This window comes from Duodenibacillus massiliensis (genome assembly GCF_928721995.1).
GTDB lineage: Bacteria > Pseudomonadota > Gammaproteobacteria > Burkholderiales > Burkholderiaceae_F > Duodenibacillus > Duodenibacillus massiliensis.
Genome location: NZ_OV788642.1, coordinates 2,255,608 through 2,277,819 on the forward strand (window position 1 = coordinate 2,255,608; position 22,212 = coordinate 2,277,819).

24 protein-coding genes are annotated in these 22,212 nt (G+C 56.9%); 19 read left to right on the plus strand and 5 right to left on the minus strand.

Going from position 1 to position 22,212, the window contains the following annotated elements; all coding sequences use genetic code 11:
- Positions 1-201 precede the first annotated feature (201 nt).
- The 4 genes from smc (at position 202) to NXF97_RS10335 (ending at position 8,167) form a co-directional block, all read left to right on the plus strand.
- Entirely contained in the window at positions 202-3,732 is a 3,531-nt protein-coding gene (gene smc / locus NXF97_RS10320; protein ID WP_274955917.1) for a chromosome segregation protein SMC, read from the plus strand.
- A 187-nt stretch (positions 3,733-3,919) separates the two neighbouring features.
- Positions 3,920-5,125 carry a hypothetical protein gene (locus tag NXF97_RS10325; protein WP_022372856.1) on the plus strand — a complete coding sequence of 402 codons (1,206 nt, stop codon included), beginning with the start codon at positions 3,920-3,922 and terminating at the stop codon, positions 5,123-5,125.
- Between the two features lie 69 nt (positions 5,126-5,194).
- Positions 5,195-7,312, plus strand: coding sequence for an NAD-dependent DNA ligase LigA (ligA, locus tag NXF97_RS10330; RefSeq protein ID WP_274955918.1), 2,118 nt, complete (start codon positions 5,195-5,197; stop codon positions 7,310-7,312).
- 9 nt (positions 7,313-7,321) lie between these two features.
- Entirely contained in the window at positions 7,322-8,167 is an 846-nt protein-coding gene (locus NXF97_RS10335) for a hypothetical protein (RefSeq protein WP_022372858.1), read from the plus strand.
- Positions 8,168-8,177: 10 nt separating this feature from the next.
- Here the strand turns inward: NXF97_RS10335 and NXF97_RS10340 are convergent, their stop codons facing one another.
- The 3 genes from NXF97_RS10340 to NXF97_RS10350 form a co-directional block, all read right to left on the minus strand.
- Positions 8,178-8,795, minus strand: coding sequence for a hypothetical protein (locus NXF97_RS10340; protein WP_143183021.1), 618 nt, complete (start codon positions 8,793-8,795; stop codon positions 8,178-8,180).
- 59 nt (positions 8,796-8,854) lie between these two features.
- Entirely contained in the window at positions 8,855-9,175 is a 321-nt protein-coding gene (locus NXF97_RS10345; RefSeq protein WP_274955919.1) for a hypothetical protein, read from the minus strand.
- A gap of 682 nt (positions 9,176-9,857) precedes the next feature.
- Positions 9,858-10,169, minus strand: coding sequence for a helix-turn-helix domain-containing protein (locus NXF97_RS10350; protein WP_074008948.1), 312 nt, complete (start codon positions 10,167-10,169; stop codon positions 9,858-9,860).
- Positions 10,170-10,475: 306 nt separating this feature from the next.
- Between NXF97_RS10350 and rpsP the strand changes: the two genes are divergently transcribed.
- The 8 genes from rpsP to NXF97_RS10390 all read left to right on the plus strand — a co-directional run bounded on the left by rpsP (position 10,476) and on the right by NXF97_RS10390 (position 15,580).
- The gene (rpsP, locus tag NXF97_RS10355) at positions 10,476-10,748 is read left to right on the plus strand and encodes a 30S ribosomal protein S16 (RefSeq protein ID WP_074008947.1); all 273 of its coding nucleotides are present in this window, start codon (positions 10,476-10,478) and stop codon (positions 10,746-10,748) included.
- A gap of 268 nt (positions 10,749-11,016) precedes the next feature.
- On the plus strand, positions 11,017-11,562 hold the full coding sequence (gene rimM, locus NXF97_RS10360; RefSeq protein ID WP_022372863.1) for a ribosome maturation factor RimM: 546 nt from the start codon (positions 11,017-11,019) through the stop codon (positions 11,560-11,562).
- A 5-nt stretch (positions 11,563-11,567) separates the two neighbouring features.
- Positions 11,568-12,302: a tRNA (guanosine(37)-N1)-methyltransferase TrmD gene (gene trmD, locus NXF97_RS10365; protein WP_074008946.1), complete on the plus strand. Its 735-nt coding sequence runs from the start codon at positions 11,568-11,570 to the stop codon at positions 12,300-12,302.
- Between the two features lie 129 nt (positions 12,303-12,431).
- Positions 12,432-12,815, plus strand: a complete 384-nt coding sequence (gene rplS / locus NXF97_RS10370) for a 50S ribosomal protein L19 (protein ID WP_074009220.1) — start codon at positions 12,432-12,434, stop codon at positions 12,813-12,815.
- 226 nt (positions 12,816-13,041) lie between these two features.
- Entirely contained in the window at positions 13,042-13,401 is a 360-nt protein-coding gene (locus NXF97_RS10375) for a Type 1 glutamine amidotransferase-like domain-containing protein (protein ID WP_274955920.1), read from the plus strand.
- A 96-nt stretch (positions 13,402-13,497) separates the two neighbouring features.
- Positions 13,498-13,662, plus strand: coding sequence for a hypothetical protein (locus tag NXF97_RS10380; protein WP_154666305.1), 165 nt, complete (start codon positions 13,498-13,500; stop codon positions 13,660-13,662).
- 15 nt (positions 13,663-13,677) lie between these two features.
- Positions 13,678-14,199: a hypothetical protein gene (locus tag NXF97_RS10385; RefSeq protein WP_274955921.1), complete on the plus strand. Its 522-nt coding sequence runs from the start codon at positions 13,678-13,680 to the stop codon at positions 14,197-14,199.
- A gap of 238 nt (positions 14,200-14,437) precedes the next feature.
- Positions 14,438-15,580, plus strand: coding sequence for a pyridoxal phosphate-dependent aminotransferase (locus NXF97_RS10390; protein ID WP_274955922.1), 1,143 nt, complete (start codon positions 14,438-14,440; stop codon positions 15,578-15,580).
- A gap of 102 nt (positions 15,581-15,682) precedes the next feature.
- Here NXF97_RS10390 and NXF97_RS10395 read toward each other — a convergent pair whose 3' ends face one another.
- The gene (locus NXF97_RS10395; RefSeq protein ID WP_274955923.1) at positions 15,683-16,609 is read right to left on the minus strand and encodes an Hsp33 family molecular chaperone HslO; all 927 of its coding nucleotides are present in this window, start codon (positions 16,607-16,609) and stop codon (positions 15,683-15,685) included.
- A gap of 266 nt (positions 16,610-16,875) precedes the next feature.
- Here NXF97_RS10395 and NXF97_RS10400 point away from each other — a divergent pair, with 266 nt between their 5' ends.
- The 7 genes from NXF97_RS10400 to NXF97_RS10430 all read left to right on the plus strand — a co-directional run bounded on the left by NXF97_RS10400 (position 16,876) and on the right by NXF97_RS10430 (position 21,868).
- Positions 16,876-17,040, plus strand: coding sequence for a hypothetical protein (locus NXF97_RS10400; RefSeq protein ID WP_274955924.1), 165 nt, complete (start codon positions 16,876-16,878; stop codon positions 17,038-17,040).
- A 100-nt stretch (positions 17,041-17,140) separates the two neighbouring features.
- The gene (locus NXF97_RS10405; protein ID WP_274955925.1) at positions 17,141-18,085 is read left to right on the plus strand and encodes a hypothetical protein; all 945 of its coding nucleotides are present in this window, start codon (positions 17,141-17,143) and stop codon (positions 18,083-18,085) included.
- A complete protein-coding gene (locus NXF97_RS10410) occupies positions 18,015-18,479 on the plus strand; it encodes a hypothetical protein (protein ID WP_274955926.1) in 465 nt (154 codons plus the stop codon). The genes NXF97_RS10405 and NXF97_RS10410 overlap by 71 nt, the downstream gene beginning before the upstream one ends.
- 177 nt (positions 18,480-18,656) lie before the next feature.
- Positions 18,657-19,493 carry a PHP domain-containing protein gene (locus NXF97_RS10415; protein ID WP_022373345.1) on the plus strand — a complete coding sequence of 279 codons (837 nt, stop codon included), beginning with the start codon at positions 18,657-18,659 and terminating at the stop codon, positions 19,491-19,493.
- Between the two features lie 17 nt (positions 19,494-19,510).
- Complete coding sequence (locus NXF97_RS10420; protein ID WP_274955927.1) at positions 19,511-20,362, plus strand: transporter substrate-binding domain-containing protein; 852 nt, start codon at positions 19,511-19,513, stop codon at positions 20,360-20,362.
- Complete coding sequence (locus tag NXF97_RS10425; protein ID WP_274955928.1) at positions 20,362-21,141, plus strand: amino acid ABC transporter permease; 780 nt, start codon at positions 20,362-20,364, stop codon at positions 21,139-21,141. Before NXF97_RS10420 ends, NXF97_RS10425 begins: the two co-directional genes overlap by 1 nt.
- Positions 21,131-21,868: an amino acid ABC transporter ATP-binding protein gene (locus NXF97_RS10430; RefSeq protein ID WP_274955929.1), complete on the plus strand. Its 738-nt coding sequence runs from the start codon at positions 21,131-21,133 to the stop codon at positions 21,866-21,868. The genes NXF97_RS10425 and NXF97_RS10430 overlap by 11 nt, the downstream gene beginning before the upstream one ends.
- Positions 21,869-21,913: 45 nt before the next feature.
- Here the strand turns inward: NXF97_RS10430 and NXF97_RS10435 are convergent, their stop codons facing one another.
- Positions 21,914-22,153 (minus strand): hypothetical protein, encoded by a 240-nt coding sequence (locus NXF97_RS10435; RefSeq protein WP_274955930.1) that lies wholly within the window; start codon positions 22,151-22,153, stop codon positions 21,914-21,916.
- Positions 22,154-22,212: the final 59 nt, after the last annotated feature.

Genomic DNA, 22,212 nt, shown 5'->3' on the forward strand with positions numbered 1-22,212 from the left:
TAAAGTCAGACGCCGCCCGTGCGGCCGGTCTTTGTTTGTGGACCGGCTGCCGGGCGGTTTTTCGTTTGCTGCGTAAAGACGAAAGCCGGTTCAGGGCCCGTTAACCGCGGCAGCCTCCCGGAAATCTGTTAACGTACCGCCCGAGATCGGGGTTTGTCCCGCTCATTTCCGTCTTTTCCTTAACCGTCAGGTTCCATTGCCGTGCGTCTGCGTCAGCTCAAAATCAGCGGGTTTAAAAGTTTTGCCGATACCACGGTGATTGAATTCCCGGGGGCGGTAAGCGGCATCGTGGGCCCCAACGGCTGCGGAAAATCCAACGTCATTGACGCGATCCGCTGGGTCCTGGGCGAGGGGCGCGTAAGCGAACTCCGGGGTAAAGGTTCGATGAGCGAACTCATCTTTGCCGGATCTCAGGGGAGACCGGCGAGCTCTCGCGCAAGCGTTGAGATGGTTCTCGACAATAACGACGGGTCGGTGAAGGGCGCCTGGGGGCGCTACGGAGAAATCGCCGTGCGGCGCGTGGTGACCCGTGACGGCACAAACGCCTACTTTATTAATGGCCAGCAGGTGAGGCGCCGCGACGTTCAGGATATCTTTATGGGCACGGGCCTGGGGCCGCGGTCCTACGCTATCATCAGCCAGGGGATGATCAGTAACTTCATCAAGGCAAAACCCGAGGAACTGCGCGTTTACCTTGAAGAAGCCGCGGGCGTGAGTAAATACAAAGAGCGCCGCAGGGAAACCGAAACAAGTCTTAATTCCACACGCGCCAACCTTGAAAAGGTCGCGATGCTGCAGGCCAATAAAGCCGAGGAGGTGGAGCGCCTCACCGCCGAAGCCGAAACCGCGCAGTCCTGGAAAAAACTGGACGACGAAAGAGCGCGCTCGGAAGAGATGTGGTACTTCCTTCAGGAGCGTGACGCCAAGAATTCAACCGACAAACTCTCAGCGCAGATTGCCGAAAAAGAAAATGCCCTGATTTCGGCTAAAGGCGAAGCCGCAAAGCTCGTCGCAGAAGAAGCGGGCTTAAGAGAAGACGCCCGCAAAAAGCGCGACGCCGCCGACAAAGCCCGCGAAGCCGCCTGGCAAGCCAATGCCCGCGTGACGGAGGCCGAAGGCAACGTCCGCCACATCATCGAGCAGCGCCGAACGCTTGAAGAGCGTATCTCTCAGACGCAGGCCGCACTTGAGCGCCGTAAAGACGCAAAAAAAGAGGCGGCTGAACGTATTGCGATGCTCTCTGCCAAAATCGAGGAATTAAATGCGCAAGCGGAAGAAGCCGCTGCGGAAGCTGAGGCTCTTACGGACGAAGTCGAAGAGCGCGCCGCGCAGTGCGAGGAAGCGCGCTCACGCTATGAAGACACCCGGGCGGATGCGCAGGAAGCGGAAAAAAGCATCAGTGTTGTGAGCGTTGAAATCGAATCGATGCAGCGCGAAGCGATTGAACTTGACCGCCAGAAAGAAAAATTGGAGGGGGAAAGGCAAACCTCGGACGCTCCCGACGAAGCCGCGGTCGCCGAGCTCGGCGAAAAGCTCAGTGAAAAGCGTGCGGCGCTTGACGAACAAAAGGCGGTTATGGAGGACGTGAGGGCGTCCCTTGAAGAAAGCGAAGCCGTTTTAGAAGAAACCCGCGAAGAAAAAACGCGGATGCAGGGTGAGGTCAGCCGCAGTGAAGCAAGGCTTCAGACCATGGAAGCCGTCCAGGCGAAGGCGCAGGCGGAAGGCAAACTCCCCGAGTGGCTCGAAAAAATGGGGTTAAGTTCCGTGAAGCGCTTTTTTGAGCGCACGATGGTTAACGCGCAGTGGGCTAAGGCCGTTGAGGCGGTTTTAAGCGTGCGGTCGCTTGCGATCGGGGTTTCCGACCTCGCGCGTGTGGCGGGGTTTGCGCTTGACGCGCCGCCCGCGCGGCTCGTGTTTTACAACACGCTTTTTACGGAAAAGGCAGAGGCCGTGACGCCCCCGGCAGGGATCGATTCCAAGCCCCTGACGGACTTCGTCACAAGCGATGATCCGGCGGTGGCGGCACTTTTGACACTATGGCTTGGGACGAGCCTCACAGCTCCCGATCTTGCGGCGGCCCTTAAAGTGAGGACGGATTTGCCTCCCGGTGCCCGCTTTGTGACTCCGGAAGGCCACATCGTTGAGCGCGACAGCGTGAGCTTCTGGGCCGAAGAAAATGCGGCCGCGGGCCTGATGAGCCGCATCGCGGAAATCAAGCACTTAACGGAAGCCCTCGCGCAACTTAAGGCACAGTTTGAGGCCGCGGATGCCGCGATGACGCGCGCCAAAGCCGCGCTTGACGCCGACCGGCGCGATTTGGACGAGCGGCAGCAAAGTGCCGAGCGCCTGGAAAGTGAAGTGCATGCGCTCGAACTTGACTATTCGCGCGAAAGCGAAAAATTGGCGGCCTGGAAAAACCGCCGGGGACAGATTGAAGAGACCTTAAAGGAACTCACGGCCCGCGCCGAGGAACTGGCGCGCCGTCAGGAAGAAGCCGAAGGACGGTTTGAGACCCTGGACGCCAAACTTTCGGAACTGCAGCAAAAGGCCGGGGACGCGCAGACGCACCTTGAGGAAGCCGAAGAAGCGCAGGCGATGACCCAAGAGCGGCAGCGCGCGGTGCAGGCGAAAGCCAAGAGCGCACAGATTGAGGCGCAGGCCACCAAAGACCGTCAGACCGACGCCGAACGGCAGCTTCAGGATGCCGACGGCGAAATCGAAATGACCGCCGCGGAAATCGAGGAATTGCGCGCGCAGTTTGAGGGCCTGGATGAAACCGCAGAGCGTGAGGGGCTTGCGGCCGTCATTGAGGAGCTTGAGCGCTTTAAGGCCGCGGAAGCTGAGGCGCTTGCGGCGTCAGACGCTGCCGAAGCAAAGCTCGCTGAAGCAAGCGAACGCAGCCGCGCGTTAACCGCAGAGCAGGGGCCGCTACTTGAAGTGATCGGTGACCTTAAAACGAAGCGCCAGGCGGGTTTGACGCAGACCGAAATTTTCACCGCGCGCCTTAACGAACTCGGTTCCGACCGTGAAAAACTCACGGTCGAAGCCGAGACCGAGCACTATAAGGCCTCTCAGATGAAGGCCCGCGTCACGAAGCTCGCGGAAAGTATGGCGGCTTTGGGGCCCGTAAACCACGCGGCGCTCGAAAATCTCGAGCAGAGCAAAAAAGCGATGGAAGAGACCGCGCGGCAGGTGGAGGACCTTGAAAAAGCGATCAGAAACCTTGAAGCCACGATCCGCGAAATCGACACCGAAACCCGCGGGCTTCTCAAATCCACCTTTGAAGCCGTAAACGCCAACTTTGCCGAAATGTTTACGGCGCTTTTCTCCGGCGGCACTGCGCGCCTTGAGATGACCGGAGACGAAATCCTTGAGTGCGGTGTGGAAGTCATGGCGCAGCCCCCGGGCAAGAAAAATAAGACGATTATGCTTTTGTCGGGCGGTGAGCAGGCCATGACCGCAACGGCACTGGTGTTTGCGATTTTCCGGCTTAATCCGGCTCCCTTCTGTCTTTTGGACGAAGTTGACGCCCCGCTTGACGAAGCCAACCAGGACCGCCTTGCGCGTCAGATCGTGGCGATGAGCAGCTCCACCCAGTTCATGATGATTACGCACCACCGCGTGACGATGGAATACATGGGGCAGCTTGTGGGTGTGACGATGCGTGAGCCCGGCGTTTCCCGCGTGGTGAGCGTGGACATTGCCGAAGCCGACCGCATGGCGCAGCATTAAGGTGGGTTTTCTTCGCCTCACAGAAAATTTTTCGGTTTTTCCGTCCCGCCGCTTTCCCGCCGCGCTCCTTTCTCTTATGATTCGTCTGATTTGCTTGGCAAAGGGAATCTTTTTGCGCGCGCAGTGCGCGTGTAAGTGAGCCCTCTGCTGAAATAAAGAGCACAGAAAGAACACAGGGTATACGTTCATGTCGTTTCAAATCGAGCCGTGGCACATTGCGCTTGCTGTTGCCGTGATCGGCGGCGGGGCTTATTGGTTTTACCGTCAGAAAAACGTCAAAACCGATAAGGAAGACCGCAAAATCCTTGACGAACTACGCAATCAGAAGGGGAAAAACGACCCCTTAAAGGGCGAGGTCGATCCCGATCAGGAAAAACTCAAGGACAAACTCGCCGCCGACGAGGAAGAGGCGCCGATGCTCTCGGCCGCAGACCAGATCATGCCGGAAGTGAAGGCTTCGGCCGCTGCGGAGTCTGAATCTGCGCAAGCCCCGGAAGAAAAGCCAGCGCCCCGTGAGCCCGAACAAAAGGAACTGAATTTCTCGCAGACTTCGGTTGAAGTGCCGCGTTACGTGCGTCCGGCCGGACACCGCCTCGCCGAGATCGACGAAGGGGTTGAGGCGGTCGCGCACTTTACGCCGGAAGCGGGCGAATACTTTACGCCCGAAGCGATTGCGATGTGTGAGGCCGCGGTGAGGGACACCGAGATGCCCTTCCCCTTAAACCTCAGCTTCTTTAATGCCGATACGGGGCTCTGGTCGGCGTCTTTGCCTGCCGGCTGCCGCACGTGCTCTCAGATTTACCTCTCGGTGCAGACCGCGGACAGCGTGAAAAGCCTTGACAGCATGTCGGCCTCCCGCTTTATTTCGCTGGCTGAGCGCCTGGCGATTGACCTTCCGGCCGAAGCCGAAGTTCCCGACGGCGAGACGATTCTTGCAAAAAGCGAAAAAGTGCGCCGCATCGTGGAGCGCTTCTCGCAGTACCTCACCTTTAAGCTTGTGGGGTGCCGTGACATCGATGATTCGGCACTGAATCAGGCGGCCGTGGCCTGCGGTTTTTCCTACACCGAGGGGCACTATGAAAAGCGTGAGGGCACGCAGACCGAACCCCTGATCGTGCTCGGACGCATGCCCGAATTTAAAAACGAACTGGGACTTGCGTTAAACATTGCGCTCTCGGTGCCGGCCTCCGACCCCTTGGCGCAGATTTTCAGTGTCGCCAACGACCTTGCGGCGCGCCTGGATCTCGAATTGACCGACCAGCTCGGCGCTCCCATGGGAAGCCGTGCTGCCGCGGGTGTCGCGCGTCAGCTTGCTGAGCGCTACCGCGAAATGCAGGCTGCGGGTGCCGCTGCCGGCAGCGCCCGTGCGCGCCGCATTTTCTCGGTTGTCTGAGTCCGTCCGTTAAGAACATTAAAAAGCGCGCGGCCGTGTAAACCCGCGCGCTTTTTTCTGAGATAAACCATGCAGCAAGATGATTTGTTTGATTCTGCCAAAGTCGTGACGGTGCCCGAAGACGCTGCGCGCCGTGCGGCGGAACTTGCCGAAAAGCTCAACCGCTGGAACATTGAGTACTACGTCAACGACAATCCGTCGGTACCGGACTCCGTGTACGATGCCGCCTTTCAGGAGCTTGAAAAGCTCGAAAGCGAGTATCCGTCCTTAAAGACGCCGCATTCGCCCACACAGCGTGTGGGGGGCGAAGTGCGCAGTGACCTCGCCAAAATCACGCACCGTGTGCCGATGCTCTCCATTCACACGGAAACGGACTTCTCCGCCCAGGGGGCCTTTGCCTTTGACGGGCGCGTGAGAAAGGAGCTTGACCTCACCGACGCCGACCGTCCCGTTCAGTACGACTGTGAACTCAAGTTTGACGGCCTTGCGGTCAATCTGCATTACGTGAACGGCCGTCTCACCTCTGCCGCCACGCGCGGTGACGGTACCGTCGGCGAAGACGTTACCGCGAACGTCCGCACGATCCGCTCGATTCCTCTGGTGGTGGACGCCAAGGCCGTCCCTGAAGTGATCGAAGTGCGCGGCGAAGTGATCATGCACAAGGCGGACTTTGAAAAGTTGAATGACCGGCAAAAGGCCGCGGGCCAGAAGCTCTTTGTGAATCCCCGCAATGCCGCGGCAGGTGCTTTAAGGCAGCTTGACAGCCGCATTACGGCGGAAAGGCCGCTGCACTTTTACGCCTACAGCGTGGGCGAGATTTCAGACGCCTCCTGGGCCAAGTCGCAGTCTGAGCTCCTTGACAAGCTGAAGGCCGCGGGTTTTCCGGTGGCCTCTGAACGCCGTGTCGTTGAGGGCCCTGCGCCGCTCGCCGAATTTCATGATCACGTGGCCCAGATCCGGGAGACACTTCCCTTTGAAATTGACGGCGTTGTCTACAAGGTGAATTCCTTTGACGAGCAAAAGCGCCTGGGGTTTGTGGCGCGGGAACCGCGCTGGGCCTGCGCGCACAAGTATCCGCCGCAGGAAGCTTTGAGTGTCGTCAAGGCCATTGACGTGCAGGTGGGCCGCACGGGCCGCATGACGCCGGTCGCGCGTCTCACGCCCGTCTTTGTGGGGGGCGCAACCGTCACTAATGCAACGCTTCACAACGCCGACCATATTGCCGAGCTCGGCCTCATGATCGGAGACACCGTCGTTGTGCGCCGTGCCGGAGATGTGATTCCTGAAATCGTTCGGGTGCTCCCCGAAAAGCGCCCTGAGGACGCACGGCCTTTTGTGATGCCCGCGGTGTGCCCGGTCTGCGGCAGCGCTGTCGTGCGTGACGAAGAAGAAAAAGACAGCCGCTGCACCGGGGGACTCGTGTGCCCCGCGCAGATGAAGTTGTCCCTTGTGCACTACGCCTCGCGCCGCGCGATGGGCATCGACGGGCTCGGGGAAAAGATGGTGGACGTCCTTGTTGACAAGGGGTTGGTAAAAACGCCCACGGATCTTTACCGCCTCAAGATCGAAGACCTTGCGGCTCTGGACCGCATGGGCACAAAAAGTGCCTCAAACCTTGTAACGTCGATTGCAAAGAGCCGCAGCACTACCTTCGGGCGCTTTATCTTTGCGCTCGGCATCCGCCACGTCGGGGAATCCACCGCCCTGGACCTTGCGGCGCACTTTAAAACGCTTGACGCTTTAATGAAGGCCGATTGTGAGGCCCTCATGGAAGTAAGCGACGTGGGCGAAGTGATTGCCGAGTCGGTGACGGCGTTTTTTGCCGAGGAACACAACCGTAAGGTCATTAAGGAACTCGTCAATGAAGGCATCACCTGGCCCGTGATTGCGGCTTCCGAAGCCAAAACGTCGGAAGTGGCCGGTAAAACCTTTGTTCTCACGGGGACGCTCCCCACGCTTTCGCGCGATGAAGCCAAGGATATGCTGATTGCCGCGGGCGCCAAGGTTTCGGGGTCTGTTTCCAAAAAGACCAACTACGTGGTGGCCGGTGCTGAGGCCGGAAGCAAACTTGAAAAGGCCCGCGCGCTAGGCGTTCTTGTGATTGATGAAGATGACTTAAGGCGCCTTTTGGGACAGACTGAAGGCACAAAGACCCCGCCGGTGGGCACAACAGGATCGCTTTTTTAGGAAGAAAAAATGGCAGACGCAGCAAACGAAGAGTTTCAGTTTTTATCAAACCGCCCCGAACCCTTCGGGGAAACGGATCTTTTCCCGGAAAAAAGCGATGAGAATCTCTGGGAAGTCTGGGAAGCAATCGGCTTTCAGAGTAAAGAAGAGCTCGGCCGCTTTATGGGGGGCCTGGCAAAGGCCAATGAAAAGGAAATGCTTGAGGTGGGGCGCATGCTTGCCGAGCGCACCAAGGCCGGTGTGCCGCACCCGGTGTGCTGTACGCAGATGCCCCCGAAGAACCCCGTGCTGATGATGCGCTTTCAGCTCGAAGAAGGCAATCAGTTCGGCGTGCATGAGCCTGTGCCCCTGATGCCCGGGATCGAGCGCACGGTCCGCTACGTTGCGGCACGTCCCTGGGAAAAGCGCCCGTGCGGGGATGTGGCCTTTATGGTGGCGCCTGAGAGGGCCGTCACCGCCATGGCTCCCGTGATGGAAGCACGGCTTCCCGAGGATCAGCTCGGCAAAGACGTGCCGGTCGTTTTTTCCGCGGTGGCACTTACGGCAGAAATCATCCCTGCCGGCACGAAGTTTACGGACGGAGAGAATAAGGCGACGGGTCTAGCAATGGGGGACGCCGTGTTTCTCGTTCCTACGGACTATCCGGCCTATTACGACGGACGGGTGCTTGTCAAGAAGGTCTTTAACAGTGACTACTGCGGGCAGCGCTGCTTTGCCGTGCAGGCGGAATGTATCCGCGCCGAAGGGGCTGCACCCTTTGAAGTGCATCTTTTGATTTCCAGAAAGCTCTTGGGTGAGCGTCCCGCCGTGGGCGACTATATCGCGGGACGCTTCTGGCTTACCGCCAGCGCCTAAGGGCAGTGTCTCAGGCGGGGACCGTGCGGCGGCTCTGAGCTGTTTTTGCCCGCTTCATGCGCTCTGTGATCGCGTGCAGATAACGGCCGGCCGATTCTGCATAAGCGGCCAGTCGCCCGGGCGCCGCAAGTAACGGGAGATCAGCGTATTGCGGCTGCCCGAGCACTGTTTCCGCGATGAAGACGGTTTCTGAGAAAAGTCCCGGCCGGCTTGTTACGGCAAAGCGTCGGGAGGCGGGCGAGGGAAGTGCCGCCGCTGACGGCGCTCTTAAAAGAACGACCGGAATTAAGCGGCGTTGAGCAAGGTTGCCGAGTACCGCAAAAAGCCGGTAGAGGTCAGCGTCCGTTTCGTCCGTGACGGCAACAAAGAGGCACCGGACATCGGCTTCGCCGGAAAGCACGGTTTCCAGACACCACAGAGCGCTTTTGACGGTGGCGCACGGACTCACGAAATGCCCTCGGGCTTTGGGGAGTGCCGCGCCGGACCCGGTCGTCACAAAAGCCGCGCGCGTCTTACCTGCAAAGTAGTCAAAGAGCGCGGGCGCCAGGTGCAGGGGCGCATCAAGCTCAATGACAGGAATCTGACGGGCTTTTTCGCACGGATGGCGGTTTTGTAAAACGGTACTCATGACGCTTTTCGCAAAACGGATCGTTATGAACCGCATTGTGGTGTGAGAGAAGCGACTGCTCAAACGGAAAAACTCAATGATTGATCTTCTGCTTCTTGTGGCGGAGACCGCTTAAAACCGCGATATTTTGGTGCTGACGGATTGCTGATGCTTTGCGGGCGGGCTTTGTTGTTGGATTTGCCCTGAGGATCAATTCCAGCAAAAACGCGAAGCGGCTGTTTGACTTTTGTCAGACAAACTGTAAGAAGAGCGGGTGTCTGAGCTCTTTCAGACGGTGACGGGCCGAAAACACAAACGGGGCGCTCCTTGCGGAGTCGCCCCTCGCTGTTTAAGGCTTCTTGCGGATTTTCGACAAGAGCAGCACAACCACCAGGATCCATAAATCGACCCGGATATTGAGGTTGAAAGCAAACTCCGCTACAATTTCCCACGAAGAGAGCAGATGGTTCGACATCTTAAGCTCCTCACAAAATGACGAGCCCAGTGTTGTCGCACTGGGTTTTGTCGTTTCTATATCCCCGAAGGGCCCAAAGAGGCTCATGCCGGATGACTCCGACATTCGCCAAAACTCAGAGAGTCTCGGCACCGAGCCGATACTTTGGGAAACGCAAAACTTTTGACTGCTTTTCGTGGTGGGCTGAATTTTATCGGGATTTCCAAGTTTTTCAGAGTCAGTTTTGAGTATAAATCTCAATAATTGATCCACTACTCATTGCGGGCAAGCTCACTGAAATAACTGAGCTTTTGTCGGTGGCAATCTTCTTGCTTTTGCAGGAAGCACTTGTTTTTTCGCGTTTGTTGCAGAGGATCAATTCCCCGAAAAACGCGAAGCGGCTGTTTGACTTTTGTCAGATAAATGCCAAAAGAAGGGGCGAGAGGAAGAGCTGTCCCGTTGCTGTCGGCGCCGAGGACAGATGGTGCGGCATCTTAAGCGCCTCGTGAAGGACGGGCCCGGTGTTAGCGCACCGGGCTTATCGCTTCCGGAACTTTGTTTTTGTTCGTCAGGACAGCGAATTGTTCCGGCAGGCTGTGATGAGATGTTCTTCGAAGACACTACAGCAGTCATTTGCTGCGGGAGGACGCTCTTTTGCGCGGCGGTTTTTCTGCTGCCAGATATTCTTCCATCGTACGGAATTTTCTTTGGGCAAAGACGGCATCGAAGTCCGCAAGCATGTCCAGCGCAAAGCCGCACTGCAAAAGCCCGCGCAGCGAAATCTGACCTGTCCGTTCAAACAGCCGGTACGTGGGGAGCTTCAGTCCCGCCTTCGCGGCAAAGGCTGCCTGTGTGAGGTTAAGTTCCAGGCGTCTGGCCTTAACGCGCCCGGCAAGTTCGCTCGCAACGTCGGGCGGCGTTTTGGCTTTAATTGACAACATATTATTGTTAGAGCTAGAAAATCCATTTATTTGATAATATTTTATTATTTATTTGTATTGCGGAAGCCGCGGAAAAGGAAAGAGGAACACGGAATCGTTGCCTTGAAGCCTCAGATCGGCCGCGGTACCGCCGCCGAAACGCCGGTGCGGGGGGCTCAGGATTTCGCCGCTTTGCAGAGGCTTGATTTTTAGTGCTTTCGGCGTGTAAAATCACATGTTTTCTGATCTCGGGCGTGTGTTCCCGCTTCAGAAAAAACATATTCCCGACGCCTGGTACGGGCGTCATTTCAAGCAAAAGAGGAAAAAATGGTTGTTATTCGTCTCTCCCGCTCCGGCGCCAAGAAGCGTCCGTTCTTCAACATCGTTGTGACCGAATCCCGTCACCGCCGCGACGGCCGTTTCAACGAACGCATCGGCTTTTACAACCCGATGATCGCCGAAGGTCCGCAGCGTCTGACCTATCAGGAAGACCGCCTGAACTACTGGGTTGAAAAGGGCGCCACTATGAGCGATACCGTGGCCCGTATCATCAAGACGGCCAAGAAGGCTGCCGCCGCTGCTCCGGCTGCTGCTGAATAAGTTTTTCGGCAAGAAGGGTTTGCGTTTTAATTAACGCCGCTCCGACCGCGGACCATGCCGACTGCCTCGCCGTGCCTCCCGTGTCAAAGCACACTCGAATGCGACAGCCGACTTTCCTCTTTTGAGATGAGTCCGGTATCTACCTTCGGTGCGGATAGTTAAACAAAACCCTCAATGAACCGATAAACCGGATAGCGGTCTTTGCGCCTTCCAGTAAGGACGCCAAGGCCGCTTTTCTTTTGCCCGTCATTTTTTAGGAACACGTGCCATGACCGCATCAACTCACGAAACACTGACGCCGCCTGAAGACCTGGTGCCGGTAGCCCGTACCGCAGGCGCTTACGGCGTCAGAGGCTGGGTGCGCGTGGTGCCCCTGGGAACGGGGGAGGCGCTCATGGAAACGGACGACTGGTGGCTGCAGGATCTCCGGGGCAATGTGAAGCCCCTCACACCGGTTGAGATGAAGGCGCACGGTGACGTTTTGCTCGTGCGCTTTGAAGAGAGCACGAGCAAAGAGGACGCCGACCGCATGAAGGGCCGCATTGCCGTGCCGCGCGAGCACTTTCCGGAACTCGAAGAGGGTGAACACTGGGTGACCGATATTGAAGGTTCGAGTGTCGTTAACCGGGAAGGGGAGAACCTCGGAACCGTGGAAAGCGTGGTGGATAACGGCGGTCAGCAGGTGTTGAAGATCGAATTTACTGCAGAGGGCAAAAAGCGCATGCGCCTCATACCCCTTGTGCCCGCCTACGTGGAAAAAATCGATACGGAAGCGGGCGTGGTGCACGTTGACTGGCACGCCGACTGGGATTAACCGCCATGCGTATTGACGTTATTACGCTTTTTCCCGAGATCTTTGCCTCGATCACCGACTACGGGATCAGTGCCCGCGCGATGAAGCGGGGCCTTTGGAACATTCACTTCTGGAACCCCAGAGACGTCACCGAGGACGTTCACAGGACGGTCGATGACCGGCCCTTCGGGGGCGGCCCCGGCATGGTGATGATGGCTGAGCCTCTTGCAAAAACACTGGAATATGTCCGCGCGTCCGGCAACAGCGGCCCCGTGATTGCGTTTTCGCCCACAGGCGAGCGTCTTACCGACGCTTATGTCCGCAGTTTCTCCTCGCAGCCCGCGGGGCAGATGGTGCTGGTGTGCGGGCGCTATGAGGGCATTGACGAGCGCTTTCTTGAGACCTATGTTGACCACACCGTCAGCCTCGGAGACTTTGTGCTGTCAGGCGCAGAACTTGCAGCCTGTGCGCTGATTGACGCGGTGGTAAGGCAGTTGCCGGGGGCCATTAAGGAGCTTTCGGCTTCTGACGAATCGTTTTCGACGGGGCTACTTGACGCACCGCACTACACGCGGCCCGAGGTTTGGCGGGGCAAGGGGGTGCCCGAGGTGCTCCTCACCGGCCATCACGCCAACATCGCGCGCTGGACGCGTGAAAAATCTTTGAAAATCACTGGACAAAAGCGTCCGGATTTGATTAAAATCGCGCGTTCACTCGGACGCTTGTCGTCTGAAGATGAAGCGTTTCTGCGGAAAAATTAATCCGCGGAAAAATTCTTAAAGCCCGGGGCGGGCGTCAAACCCTTCCCGGAACATGAAACCCCATCCTCTGGACGGTCTGTCAGAAACGACAATTTCATGAGCCGCCGAATGATGGTAACGGAGTTAAAGATGAATCTCATCGACAAACTGGAACAAGAAGAAATCGAACGCGTCAGCAAGGGTAAGACCTACCCGGACTTCCAGGCCGGCGACACTGTCAGCGTTCTCGTCAACGTGATCGAAGGCAACCACAAGCGCACTCAGGCGTTTGAAGGTGTTGTGATCGCCCGCCGCAACCGCGGTCTCAATTCGTCCTTCATCGTTCGCAAGATCTCTTCCGGCGAAGGCGTTGAACGTACGTTCCAGCTTTATTCGCCCACGATCGCCTCGATCGAAGTGAAGCGCCACGGTGCCGTGCGCCGCGCCAAGCTCTACTACCTGCGCGACCGTTCCGGCAAGGCCGCTCGCATCCGCGAACGTCTCGTCCGCAAGGACGCGAAGGCTGCCGAATAATCCGTTTCGGATTCGGGCAATCGAGTCTCCGGTGGAAAGAGATTTCTGCCGGGGATTTTTTTCGTCTGTAAAGACTGAAACTAATTATTTAAGCCTAGGATAAATCGCTTACTTCTTTGGTAAGCTCAGCGGCATCTTTTGTGTGGGCCGACACAAAAGGAAGGCTCTTAACCGAAGCCATCCGCGGTATTCCCACCGCGGACAATGCGGCAAACCGAGGTTAACCATGGAACTTTCCCGTCGTTCGATGATCGCTGCCGCACTGGGCGCCGCTGCGCTGACGGTGCCGGCTTTAGAAGCCGCCGCCAAACAAAAGACGCCTTTACAACCGATGCCTGTGAGCAGCAAGCGCCGCGTGCTCATCCAGTCAAGCTCGCGCTACCACAAGTCGGGCTACCTCGATTTTGCGGGTGACCAGTACGAACTTCTTTTCCAGAGTAAGAAACCCGATCTGCTTTTCATCCCGTACGCGATGGTCGCGGGTACCTACGGCGACTACGAAGCCCGCGTGCAGAAGGCCTTTAAGCCCTTCGGCCACAAGGTTGTGTCCATTCACAGAATTTTCCGCAGGAAGCCCGGGGTTTGAGCCCCGGGAGGAATGCGGGCTTTCGATTTTTTTAATCTTGGCCCAAACGCAGCCAAACCATGCACATAGTTTTCGCTTAAGGCATATTCAGCCGCTATGAAATCGCGCACACCGTCCTTTGTTATCGAGCTGGGCCTGAACATCGGAGAGGATCAGGAAAGTGCACTGGAGACCTACTTCTCCGATGCACGCCAGCTCTTCAATGCTGTTCTCGGAACGGCAAAGAAACGCGTGCGCGCCATGAAAAGCACTGAAGCATGAAAGCTCACGGCCGCGATGCCCAAGGGCAAAGACCGCAACAAGCGGTTTAAGGAAATTCAGAAATCCGCCTGCCTTTCCGAGTATGCCCTGCATGATGTCGTGAAAGAGCACCGTGCCAAGGGCGGCTTTACAAAGCGCATCGGCATCAACGAAGCGCAGATAATTGCCACACGTGTCTGGCAGGGCATTGAGCGCCGGCTGCTTCATCAGGGCGGTCAGCCGCGGTTTAAGAGTGCTAAACGGGGCTTGCACAGCGTTGAGGGAAAATCAAACAAAACAGGGTTGCTTTGGAAGGCTAAGACGTGGACGCTCGAGGTACTGGATCTGGTGATAAAGGCTGAAGCGCTTCTTTCAGCAACAGATCCGTCCGGCTTTAAGCGTGTCAAATACTGCCGTCTTGTCCGGCGGATGATCCGCGGCCGTATGCGCTACTTTGTTCAGCTCATTGTCGAAGGCGTACCGCCCGTCAAGCACGTTTATGCTCCCAAGGATTTCAAGGTGGCTGTTGATCCGGGCCCGGGCAAGAAACTCGCCTAACGGCTCAATAAGCTGAAAACTACTTTTTCAGTATCAGGCCCGCCGATATCCGTATCGGCGGGTTTTTCGCTTTTGGTGTTTGTGCCTAAATGGTGCCGTATCGGCTCAAGAAAGTTGAAATTAAGCGGAAAGAGAAGGGGATCTTTGCTCTGAAGAGTCGTCCTGCAAGGCAAAATGAGCGGGCAATAATGCTGTCGGTTACGCACTGACGGCTCATGAGACTAACGGGAGATACAAGATGGCTCTTAACCGCCGCTCGCTTTTGACCGCAGCTTCCGCCGGAGCTGCACTTTTGGGAACAACCGTGTCGGCCGCCGAAGCCGCACCCGCCGTACCTGCCTTTAAGGCGCCGACCGCGAAAAACCCCCTTTTGCTGTGCTTTAACGAAAATCCCCTGGGGATGAGTGCCGCTGCCCGTAAGGCCGCCGTGCACGCCACGGTGCAGGGCTCGCGCTATCCGTTTTTAAGAACGGAAGTGTTGAGAAAGGCGATTGCCGACTACATGGGCGCAAAGCCCGCCAACATCATGCCTTCGCACGGCTCTGCTGAAGCAATCCGCGCTTCCATTGAAGCCTACAACACGCCTGATGTGCAGGTCGTGGTGCCGGAACTCACTTACAGTGACGGCGCCGACACGGCCCGCAAGAACAATATGAAGGTGACGACCGTTGCGATGGGCAAGAACTGGTCGATCGATATTCCCGCGATGAAAAGCGCGGTAGCGGCACATAAGGGCCACTCGATCGTCTACTTTGTGAACCCCAATAATCCCACGTCGACGCTTGCCGACAGCAAGGCGCTTCTTGACTGGATCCGCAGTAAGCCCGCGAAGACCTTCTTTGTGATCGACGAGGCCTACACGGAGTTTGTGGACGACCCGAAATTCGTGTCCGCGACGACGCTCGTAAAGGAAGGGTATGAAAACCTCGTGGTCTTAAAGACCTTCTCCAAGATCTTTGCCATGGCCGGCATGCGCCTCGGGTTTGCCTTTGCGCACCCCAAGACCATCAACCAGATCCGCCGTCATGTCGCCTACGACGTCATGATGAATATCTGCTCGATTGAGGCAGGTCTTGCTGAAATCACCGACAAAGCGTTCATTGACTTCAGCCGCAGCGAAAACGCAAAGGCCCGCAAGCTTCTGTGCAAAGCGCTGGACGAGCTCGGGATTGAATACCTTAAGAGCCAGACAAACTTTGTCTTTATGAACTTGAAGGCCCCCTTAAAGCCCTTTGCCGAACGCATGAAGGCTGAGCACATTTTGGTGGGCCGTCCTTTCCCGCCGGCCGTGGAGTGGTGCCGCGTCTCGCTGGGCACCCCCGCTGAGACCGCGTACTTTGTGAAGAAGCTGCGCGAATTCCGTCAGAAGGGGTGGGTGTAACAGCGTAATGCCGGGGTTCTCTGAATCACCCCGGCTGTTACTCCAAAAGAAAAGCGCCGGAAGATTTGTTGGCTTTCCGGCGCTTTTAAATTGCGCTTGAAATTACTGAGGCTGACTCGTGGTGGGCGGGGTCACGGTCTGCGGATGAAAGAGCGCTTCAACGTCGATCGCGTCCATCACGTACTTTGCGCCGCAGAAGGAGCACGTGACTTCAATCGTGCCGCGCTCTTTGATGATGCTTTCGGCTTCGTCTTTACCGAGGCTTTTGACGATGCTGCGGATGCCGGCCATCGAGCAGCGGCACTGAAACTTCGGGTTAAGTTCCTTGGAGACCGTGGGATTTAATTCCCAGAAGAGGTGGCGCGCGAGCGTCATCGCATCGTCGTAAAGAAGCTCTTCGCGCGTTACGGTATCGGCGTAAACCGTGATTTCAGCAAGTGTCTCTTCGGGCGTTTTTTCGCTGTCGCCGCCCTTGCCGCCGGTGTTGGCAACATGCTGCAGGAGAATGCCGCCGGCACTGGTTTCGCCCGCGGCAAGCCACAGGCGCGTGCTTAACTGATCGGACTGCGTGAGAAAGCTCTCCAGCGTCTTCGCAACGGTTTCACCCGTAAGCGGCACCACGCTCTGGTAGGGCTGCTCGCCCGCCGCACGGTCAGCGGCATCGAGAATCATCGCGCAGCGGCCGTTACCGTGAGCGTTCACAAGGTCCTTAAAGGTCGCGTTTTCAGGCACTTCCTCGGCCTTCACGTTCATCTGGGCGGTCGCGCGCACCGTGAGCCCATCACGGACTTCAACGAGCGCAAGCCGCACCGGGCCGTCCCCCTGGATCTGCAGTATGACGGACCCCTTGAACTTAAGGTTGACGGCAAGCATAAGGGCTGCACAGGTGAGTTCCCCGAGCATATGCGCAACCGGCACCGGCAGGTGCTGATTGCGGATGATGTTCTGCCAGCATTCACCCAAATGCAGAACCTCGGCGTGGCAGTTCTTGTCGAGAAAAAGAAGTTTTACGAGTTTGTCGTCGGCCATTCGTTGTTTTCCTTGTTGTCGCCCGGATTGTGCCCCGGAGCGGTTGTGCGGCGCATCTTAAAATATATAGGGGCACTTGAGGCTGTTCTCAAGAGGAATGCAAAACGGGAGGACAATGGCGGTTGCTACTCCGGTCACAGAATTTCCCGCAGGAAGTCCGGGGCTTGAGTCCCGGGAGGAATGCGGGCTTTCGAAATTTTTTTAATCTTGGCCCAAACGCAGCCAAACCATGCACATAGTTTTCGCTTAAGGTATATTCAGCCGCTATGAAATCGCGCACCCCGTCCTTTGTCATCGAGCTGGACCTGAAAACCGGAGAGGATCAGGAAAGTGCGCTGGAGACCTACTTCTCCGATGCACGCCAGCTCTTCAATGCTGTTCTTGGAACAGCAAAGAAACGCGTGCGCGCCATGAAAAGCACTGAAGCATGAAAGCTCATGGCCGCGATGCCCAAAGGCAAAGACCGTAACAAGCGGTTTAAGGAAATTCAGAAAGTCCGCCCGCCTTTCCGAGCATGCCCTGCATGATGTCGTGAAAGAGCACCGTGCCAAGGGCGGCTTTACAAAGCGCATCGGCATCAACGAAGCGCAGAAAATTGCCACACGTGTCTGGCAGGGCATTGAGCGCTGGCTGCTTCATCAGGGAGGTCAGCCGCGGTTTAAGAGTGCTAAACGGGGCTTGCACAGCGTTGAGGGAAAATCAAACAAAACAGGGTTGCGTTGGAAGGCCAAGACGTGGACGCTCGAGGTTCTGGATCTGGTGATAAAGGCTGAAGCACCGGATGCCTGGCAGAAAGAAGCTCTTCTTTCAGCAACAGATCCGTCCGGCTTTAAGCGTGTCAAATCCTGCCGTCTTCTCTGGCGGATGATCCGCGGCCGTATGCGCTACTTTGTTCAGCTCATTGTCGAAGGCGTACCGCCCGTCAAGCACGTTTATGCTCCCAAGGATCTCAAGGTGGCTGTTGACCCGGGCCCGAGGATCATGACTTTTTACAGCCCCGAGTGGCAGCAGAAGATTTTGGTGAGCGCGGGCACTGTCTCTCAGGAAAAGGAGATTGCGCGTCTTTTACGTGCCATGGACCGCTCCCGCAGAGACACAAATCGGGAGTGCTACAACGCGGACGGCACCGTTAAAGCCGCCGGAAAAAAGATTGTCTGGAAGGAATCCAAGACCTATAAGGCAACAAAGGCAAAACTTGCGGATCTGTACCGCCGCCAGGCGCAAACCCGCCGCTGCCTGCACGGCGAAGTGATTAACCAGGTGTTCGGCCGGGCCGGCACCGTCATTGTGGAGAAGAACTCATACAAAGCATTTCAGAGAGCCGGATACGGCAAGAGTTTCGGCAAAAGCGGTATTGCAGGATTGATAACCCGGATGGCAAGTAAGGCTGAAAGCGCCGGCTGTTGTGTGGTGGAAGTCAGTCCCCGCAAAACTGCGCCCGAGTCAGCACGATCCCGAAACGGGAACGTACCGTAAGAAGGCTCTTTGGGAGAGAAGTCATCAGTTGGGAGATACGGGCTGGTACATGGACCGCGACCTTGCGGCCGCCATGAACCTGTATTGTGCGGATCCCGCCACTGACAGCTACGATCTGAAGGCTGAGCAATCAGCACTTGCGAGGCACAAACAAGTCTCAGGGAACGCCGGATCGATAGTGCAGTACAAACCAGCGAATCGGCAAGACGAAGCAGTCCTTCGCCGGAACCGACGGATCGAGCTGATGAAGCCCGTCCCCGTAGAGCGGTTGCGTTTTAAATGTTCCTGTGGTGCAGGGGACGCCCGGGCAGAGGAGGCCTTAAAACCTTTGCCTGTTGCGGGAAAGCCTGCACCGTGTCAGGGAACCCCGCGCTTTCAAGCGCGGGTTGTTTAGCTGAACGATGCAGTGACTGATAAAGGTCCAGTATCAGATCTGTTGACTCTTTTTCGGGATTGTTTCGGACTGCAAATCCGAAGCGGCAGAAAGCCTGCGGATTGCCATAATTTCGTGCAATGAAGATGCCGCTGCAGATGGAGTCCTTTGCCGTGCCTGCAGCGAAGGAGAAACCAAGTGACCATTGATCTGCACATGCATTCCACCGCAAGTGACGGGACGTTAAGCCCGACGGAACTGATGCGCTTTGCCGCGGAGTGCGGCTGCAATACCGTGGCGCTCACTGATCACGATACGGCGGCGGGAGTGTCTGAGGCGCGCTCCGAGGCTCACCGTCTCGGTATCCGCTTTATTGCAGGCATTGAAGTGTCGTCTCTTTGGGGCGGGCGTTCGATTCACGTGGTGGGGCTCGGCATTGATGACACGAACCCGGTTCTTACGCGTAAGGTCAGAGAATTTGAAGTGAGCCGCACGCGGCGCGCTGCGCAGATTGCAGAAAAACTTGCGGCCCTCGGAATCCCCGGAATGCTTGAAAAGGCAACGGCCTTTGCGGAAAACAAACTGAACGTCTCGCGCGTGCATTTTGCGCTGGCACTCTTAGAAGCCGGTGCCGTGAAAAACCAGCAGGAAGCCTTTGACCGGTATCTGGGGGACGGAAAACCCGCTTACATCATGGCCCCGTGGCCGACGGTAGCTGAAGCGGTTGACCTTATTCACACCGCTGGCGGCATTGCCGTGATGGCGCACCCGGGCCGCTATCACTTTAAAAATGACTGGACGGTGGACGAACTCATGAAGGACTTTGCCGCAGCCGGGGGCGAAGCCGTGGAAGTGATCAGCGGCAGTCAGCAGCCTGACTTTACGCCGCGGTGCCTCGCGTGGGCGAGGGAGTACAAGCTCCTCGTTTCCACGGGCTCGGACTTTCACAGTAAAACCGGAACGCGCCCGATGCCCGGCACGCAGGGGCAACTGCCTGCGGGTTACACTTCGGTGCTTTCAAAATTAACGAATTAAAAACAGGGAGTAGGAAAATGACGCATTTAAAGAGCGTACTGTGTGCCGCCGCCGTGGGGCTCGTGCTTACCGTAACGGGGTGCTCGGATAAAACGTCCGACGCGCAGTCTCAGGCCAAGGCCGACACGATGGAGAAGGCGGTTCTTACCGTCGGGATGGAACTCGCATATCCCCCGTTTGAGGGAAAAGACGCCGCGGGTAACCCCGCCGGCGTGAGCCCGGACTTTATGAAGGATTTCGGTAAAGCCGTCGGTAAAGAAATCAAGATTGAAAACATTGCCTTTGACGGTCTGATTCCGGCCCTTGTGACCGGCAAGGTCGACATGGTGATGAGCTCCATGACGATTACGGACGCCCGCAAAAAGACGGTGGATTTTTCAGCGCCCTACGCTAACGCGATGCTTGCGATTCTCACGAATAAAGCGGCCAATATCCGCTCAATTGACGATCTCAACCAGCCGGGCCGCAAGATTGCCGCCAAGATCGGTTCCACCGGTTACCTCTACGCCCAAAAGCACCTCACCAAGGCTACGGTGACGGCGCTCGCGGATGAAAGCGCCTGTGTGATGGAAGTGGCTTCGGGCCGTGCTGACGGCTTTTTGTACGATCAGCTCACCATTTACCGCAACCATATGAAAAATCCGGATACAACGGCCGCGGTCTTTATTCCCTTCCAGAAAGTGGAACCCTGGGGTGTGGCGGTGCGTAAGGGCGATGAAAAGCTTGTGAAGGCCTTAAACACCTTCATTGAAAACTACCGTAAGGAAGGCGGCTTTGAAAAGCTCACCGAAAAGCACCTTGCAGCCGAAAAGAAAGCCTTTGATGCCTACGGCTTTAAGTGGTTTTTTGACATGACACCCGCTAAGTAATGCTTGCCTTTTTCAGAACCCGTCCGGACGAAAAAACGCCGCCCGCCAAAGCCGCGGTCAGTCTCGTGATTGCCGCGGCCCTTATCGTCGGATTTTTCTGGTTGTCGCTCTCGCGGATCGACTACCGGCCGGACTTCTCGTTTCTGCCGGAATTTAAAATCCGCATCTGGGATGGGTTTTGGCTTACGGTGGCCGTGAGCCTGGCGAGCATGGTGGTCTCGCTCCTGCTTGGCTCGCTTGCAGCGGGCGGCGAGATGAGCCGGTGGCTGCCGCTCAGATACCTGAGCCGCGCCTACGTGGTCTTTATCCGCGGCACGCCCCTCATCATGCAGATCTACCTCTTCTTTTATCTGGTGGGGACGGCCTGGGGTGTGGAAAACCGGTTTTTGGCGGGTGTAATCATTCTGTCGGTCTTTCAGGGGGCGTATATCTCGGAAATCCTCCGCGGAAGCTTTAATTCGATTGAGGCGTCGCAATTGGAAAGCGCAAGGGCCGTGGGATTTTCGCCCGTGCAGACACTCAGGTTTGTGATCATTCCGCAGATGACGGCAAGAACGCTGCCGGCTTTGGCCGGGCAGTTTGCCTCCGTCATCAAGGACTCATCGCTTCTTTCGATGATTTCTGTCACTGAACTCACGCAGACCATGCGCGAAATCAGTGCCGTGAACTTAAACCTTGTGGAGTGCTATCTCCTTTTGGGGGTTCTCTACCTGATTCTGACGTTGCCTGTCGTGCTTGTGAGCAACCTGCTTGAAAAGAGGTTCCGGTATGAAGCTTGAGATCTCGCACCTGACGAAGTCTTTTGCCGCAGACGCGCCGGTTCTTTCCGACATCAGTTTTTCAGCCGAAACTTCCTCGCTTGCGTTAATCGGGTCCTCGGGTGGAGGGAAGTCAACACTGCTGCGCATTATCGGGGGGCTCATCAGTGCTGAAACCGGCACCGTGACCGTAAACGGCCGCACGTTGGGTCACGATGAAAAGGCGCTTGCCGGCTGGCGTCGCAGCATCGGTTTTGTTTTTCAGCAGGGAAGCCTCTTTAAACACATGACGGCTCTGGAAAACGTGGCGCTTCCGCTGCGTGAAGTGCACGGCGTGCAAAAAGAGGAGGCCGAACACCGCGCCATGGAGCTTCTCACGCGCTTTGGGTTGGCTGATCACGCCTTAAAGCGTCCCGCGGAACTCTCCGGCGGCCAGCAGCAAAGAGCCGCCATTGCGCGCGCCCTCGCGCCCAATCCGGGGCTGCTTCTGTTAGACGAACCGACAAGTGCTCTCGATCCCGAGTACACCTCGGAAGTGCTGGACGTTGTGGATGAACTGAGGGCCGAAGGCGTGGAATTCATTATCGTCACGCACGAGATGGGGTTTGCCAGGCGTGCCTGCGAAACGACGGCCTTTTTGTATCAGGGAAAGATTTTGGAAGCCGGGTTAAGCGCTGAGCTTTTTGAGCGGCCGAAGACCGCGGAACTCAAGAAGTTTTTGGGGCGGATTCTGGAGTGGAATGCGTAGTAAGAAGGCATGCCTGTTGTGCCTCTTGCGTTTCCCGTTCCAATTTCACAGAATTTCCCGCAGGAAACCCCGCGCTTTCACGCGCGGGTTGTTTAGACCGGCGGGAATCATTAGTTTGGCCGTACGGGCCTCGCCAAGGGATTGAACCGCAAATGCCATGGCGCGTGCGAGCGTCAGGCCTTCACGATCTTCCCTACAGCAGTCCAAGAAGTATTCAATGACTTCTTCATCGGAGAGCATCTCATCCACTGGATTGGACCGTTCGATTGTCAGTGCTTCTGTCACAGTTTTTTCCCTCAACTTTCCGATCAGCCGTGGCAACCGCTGCGCTAGCGGCGATTGTT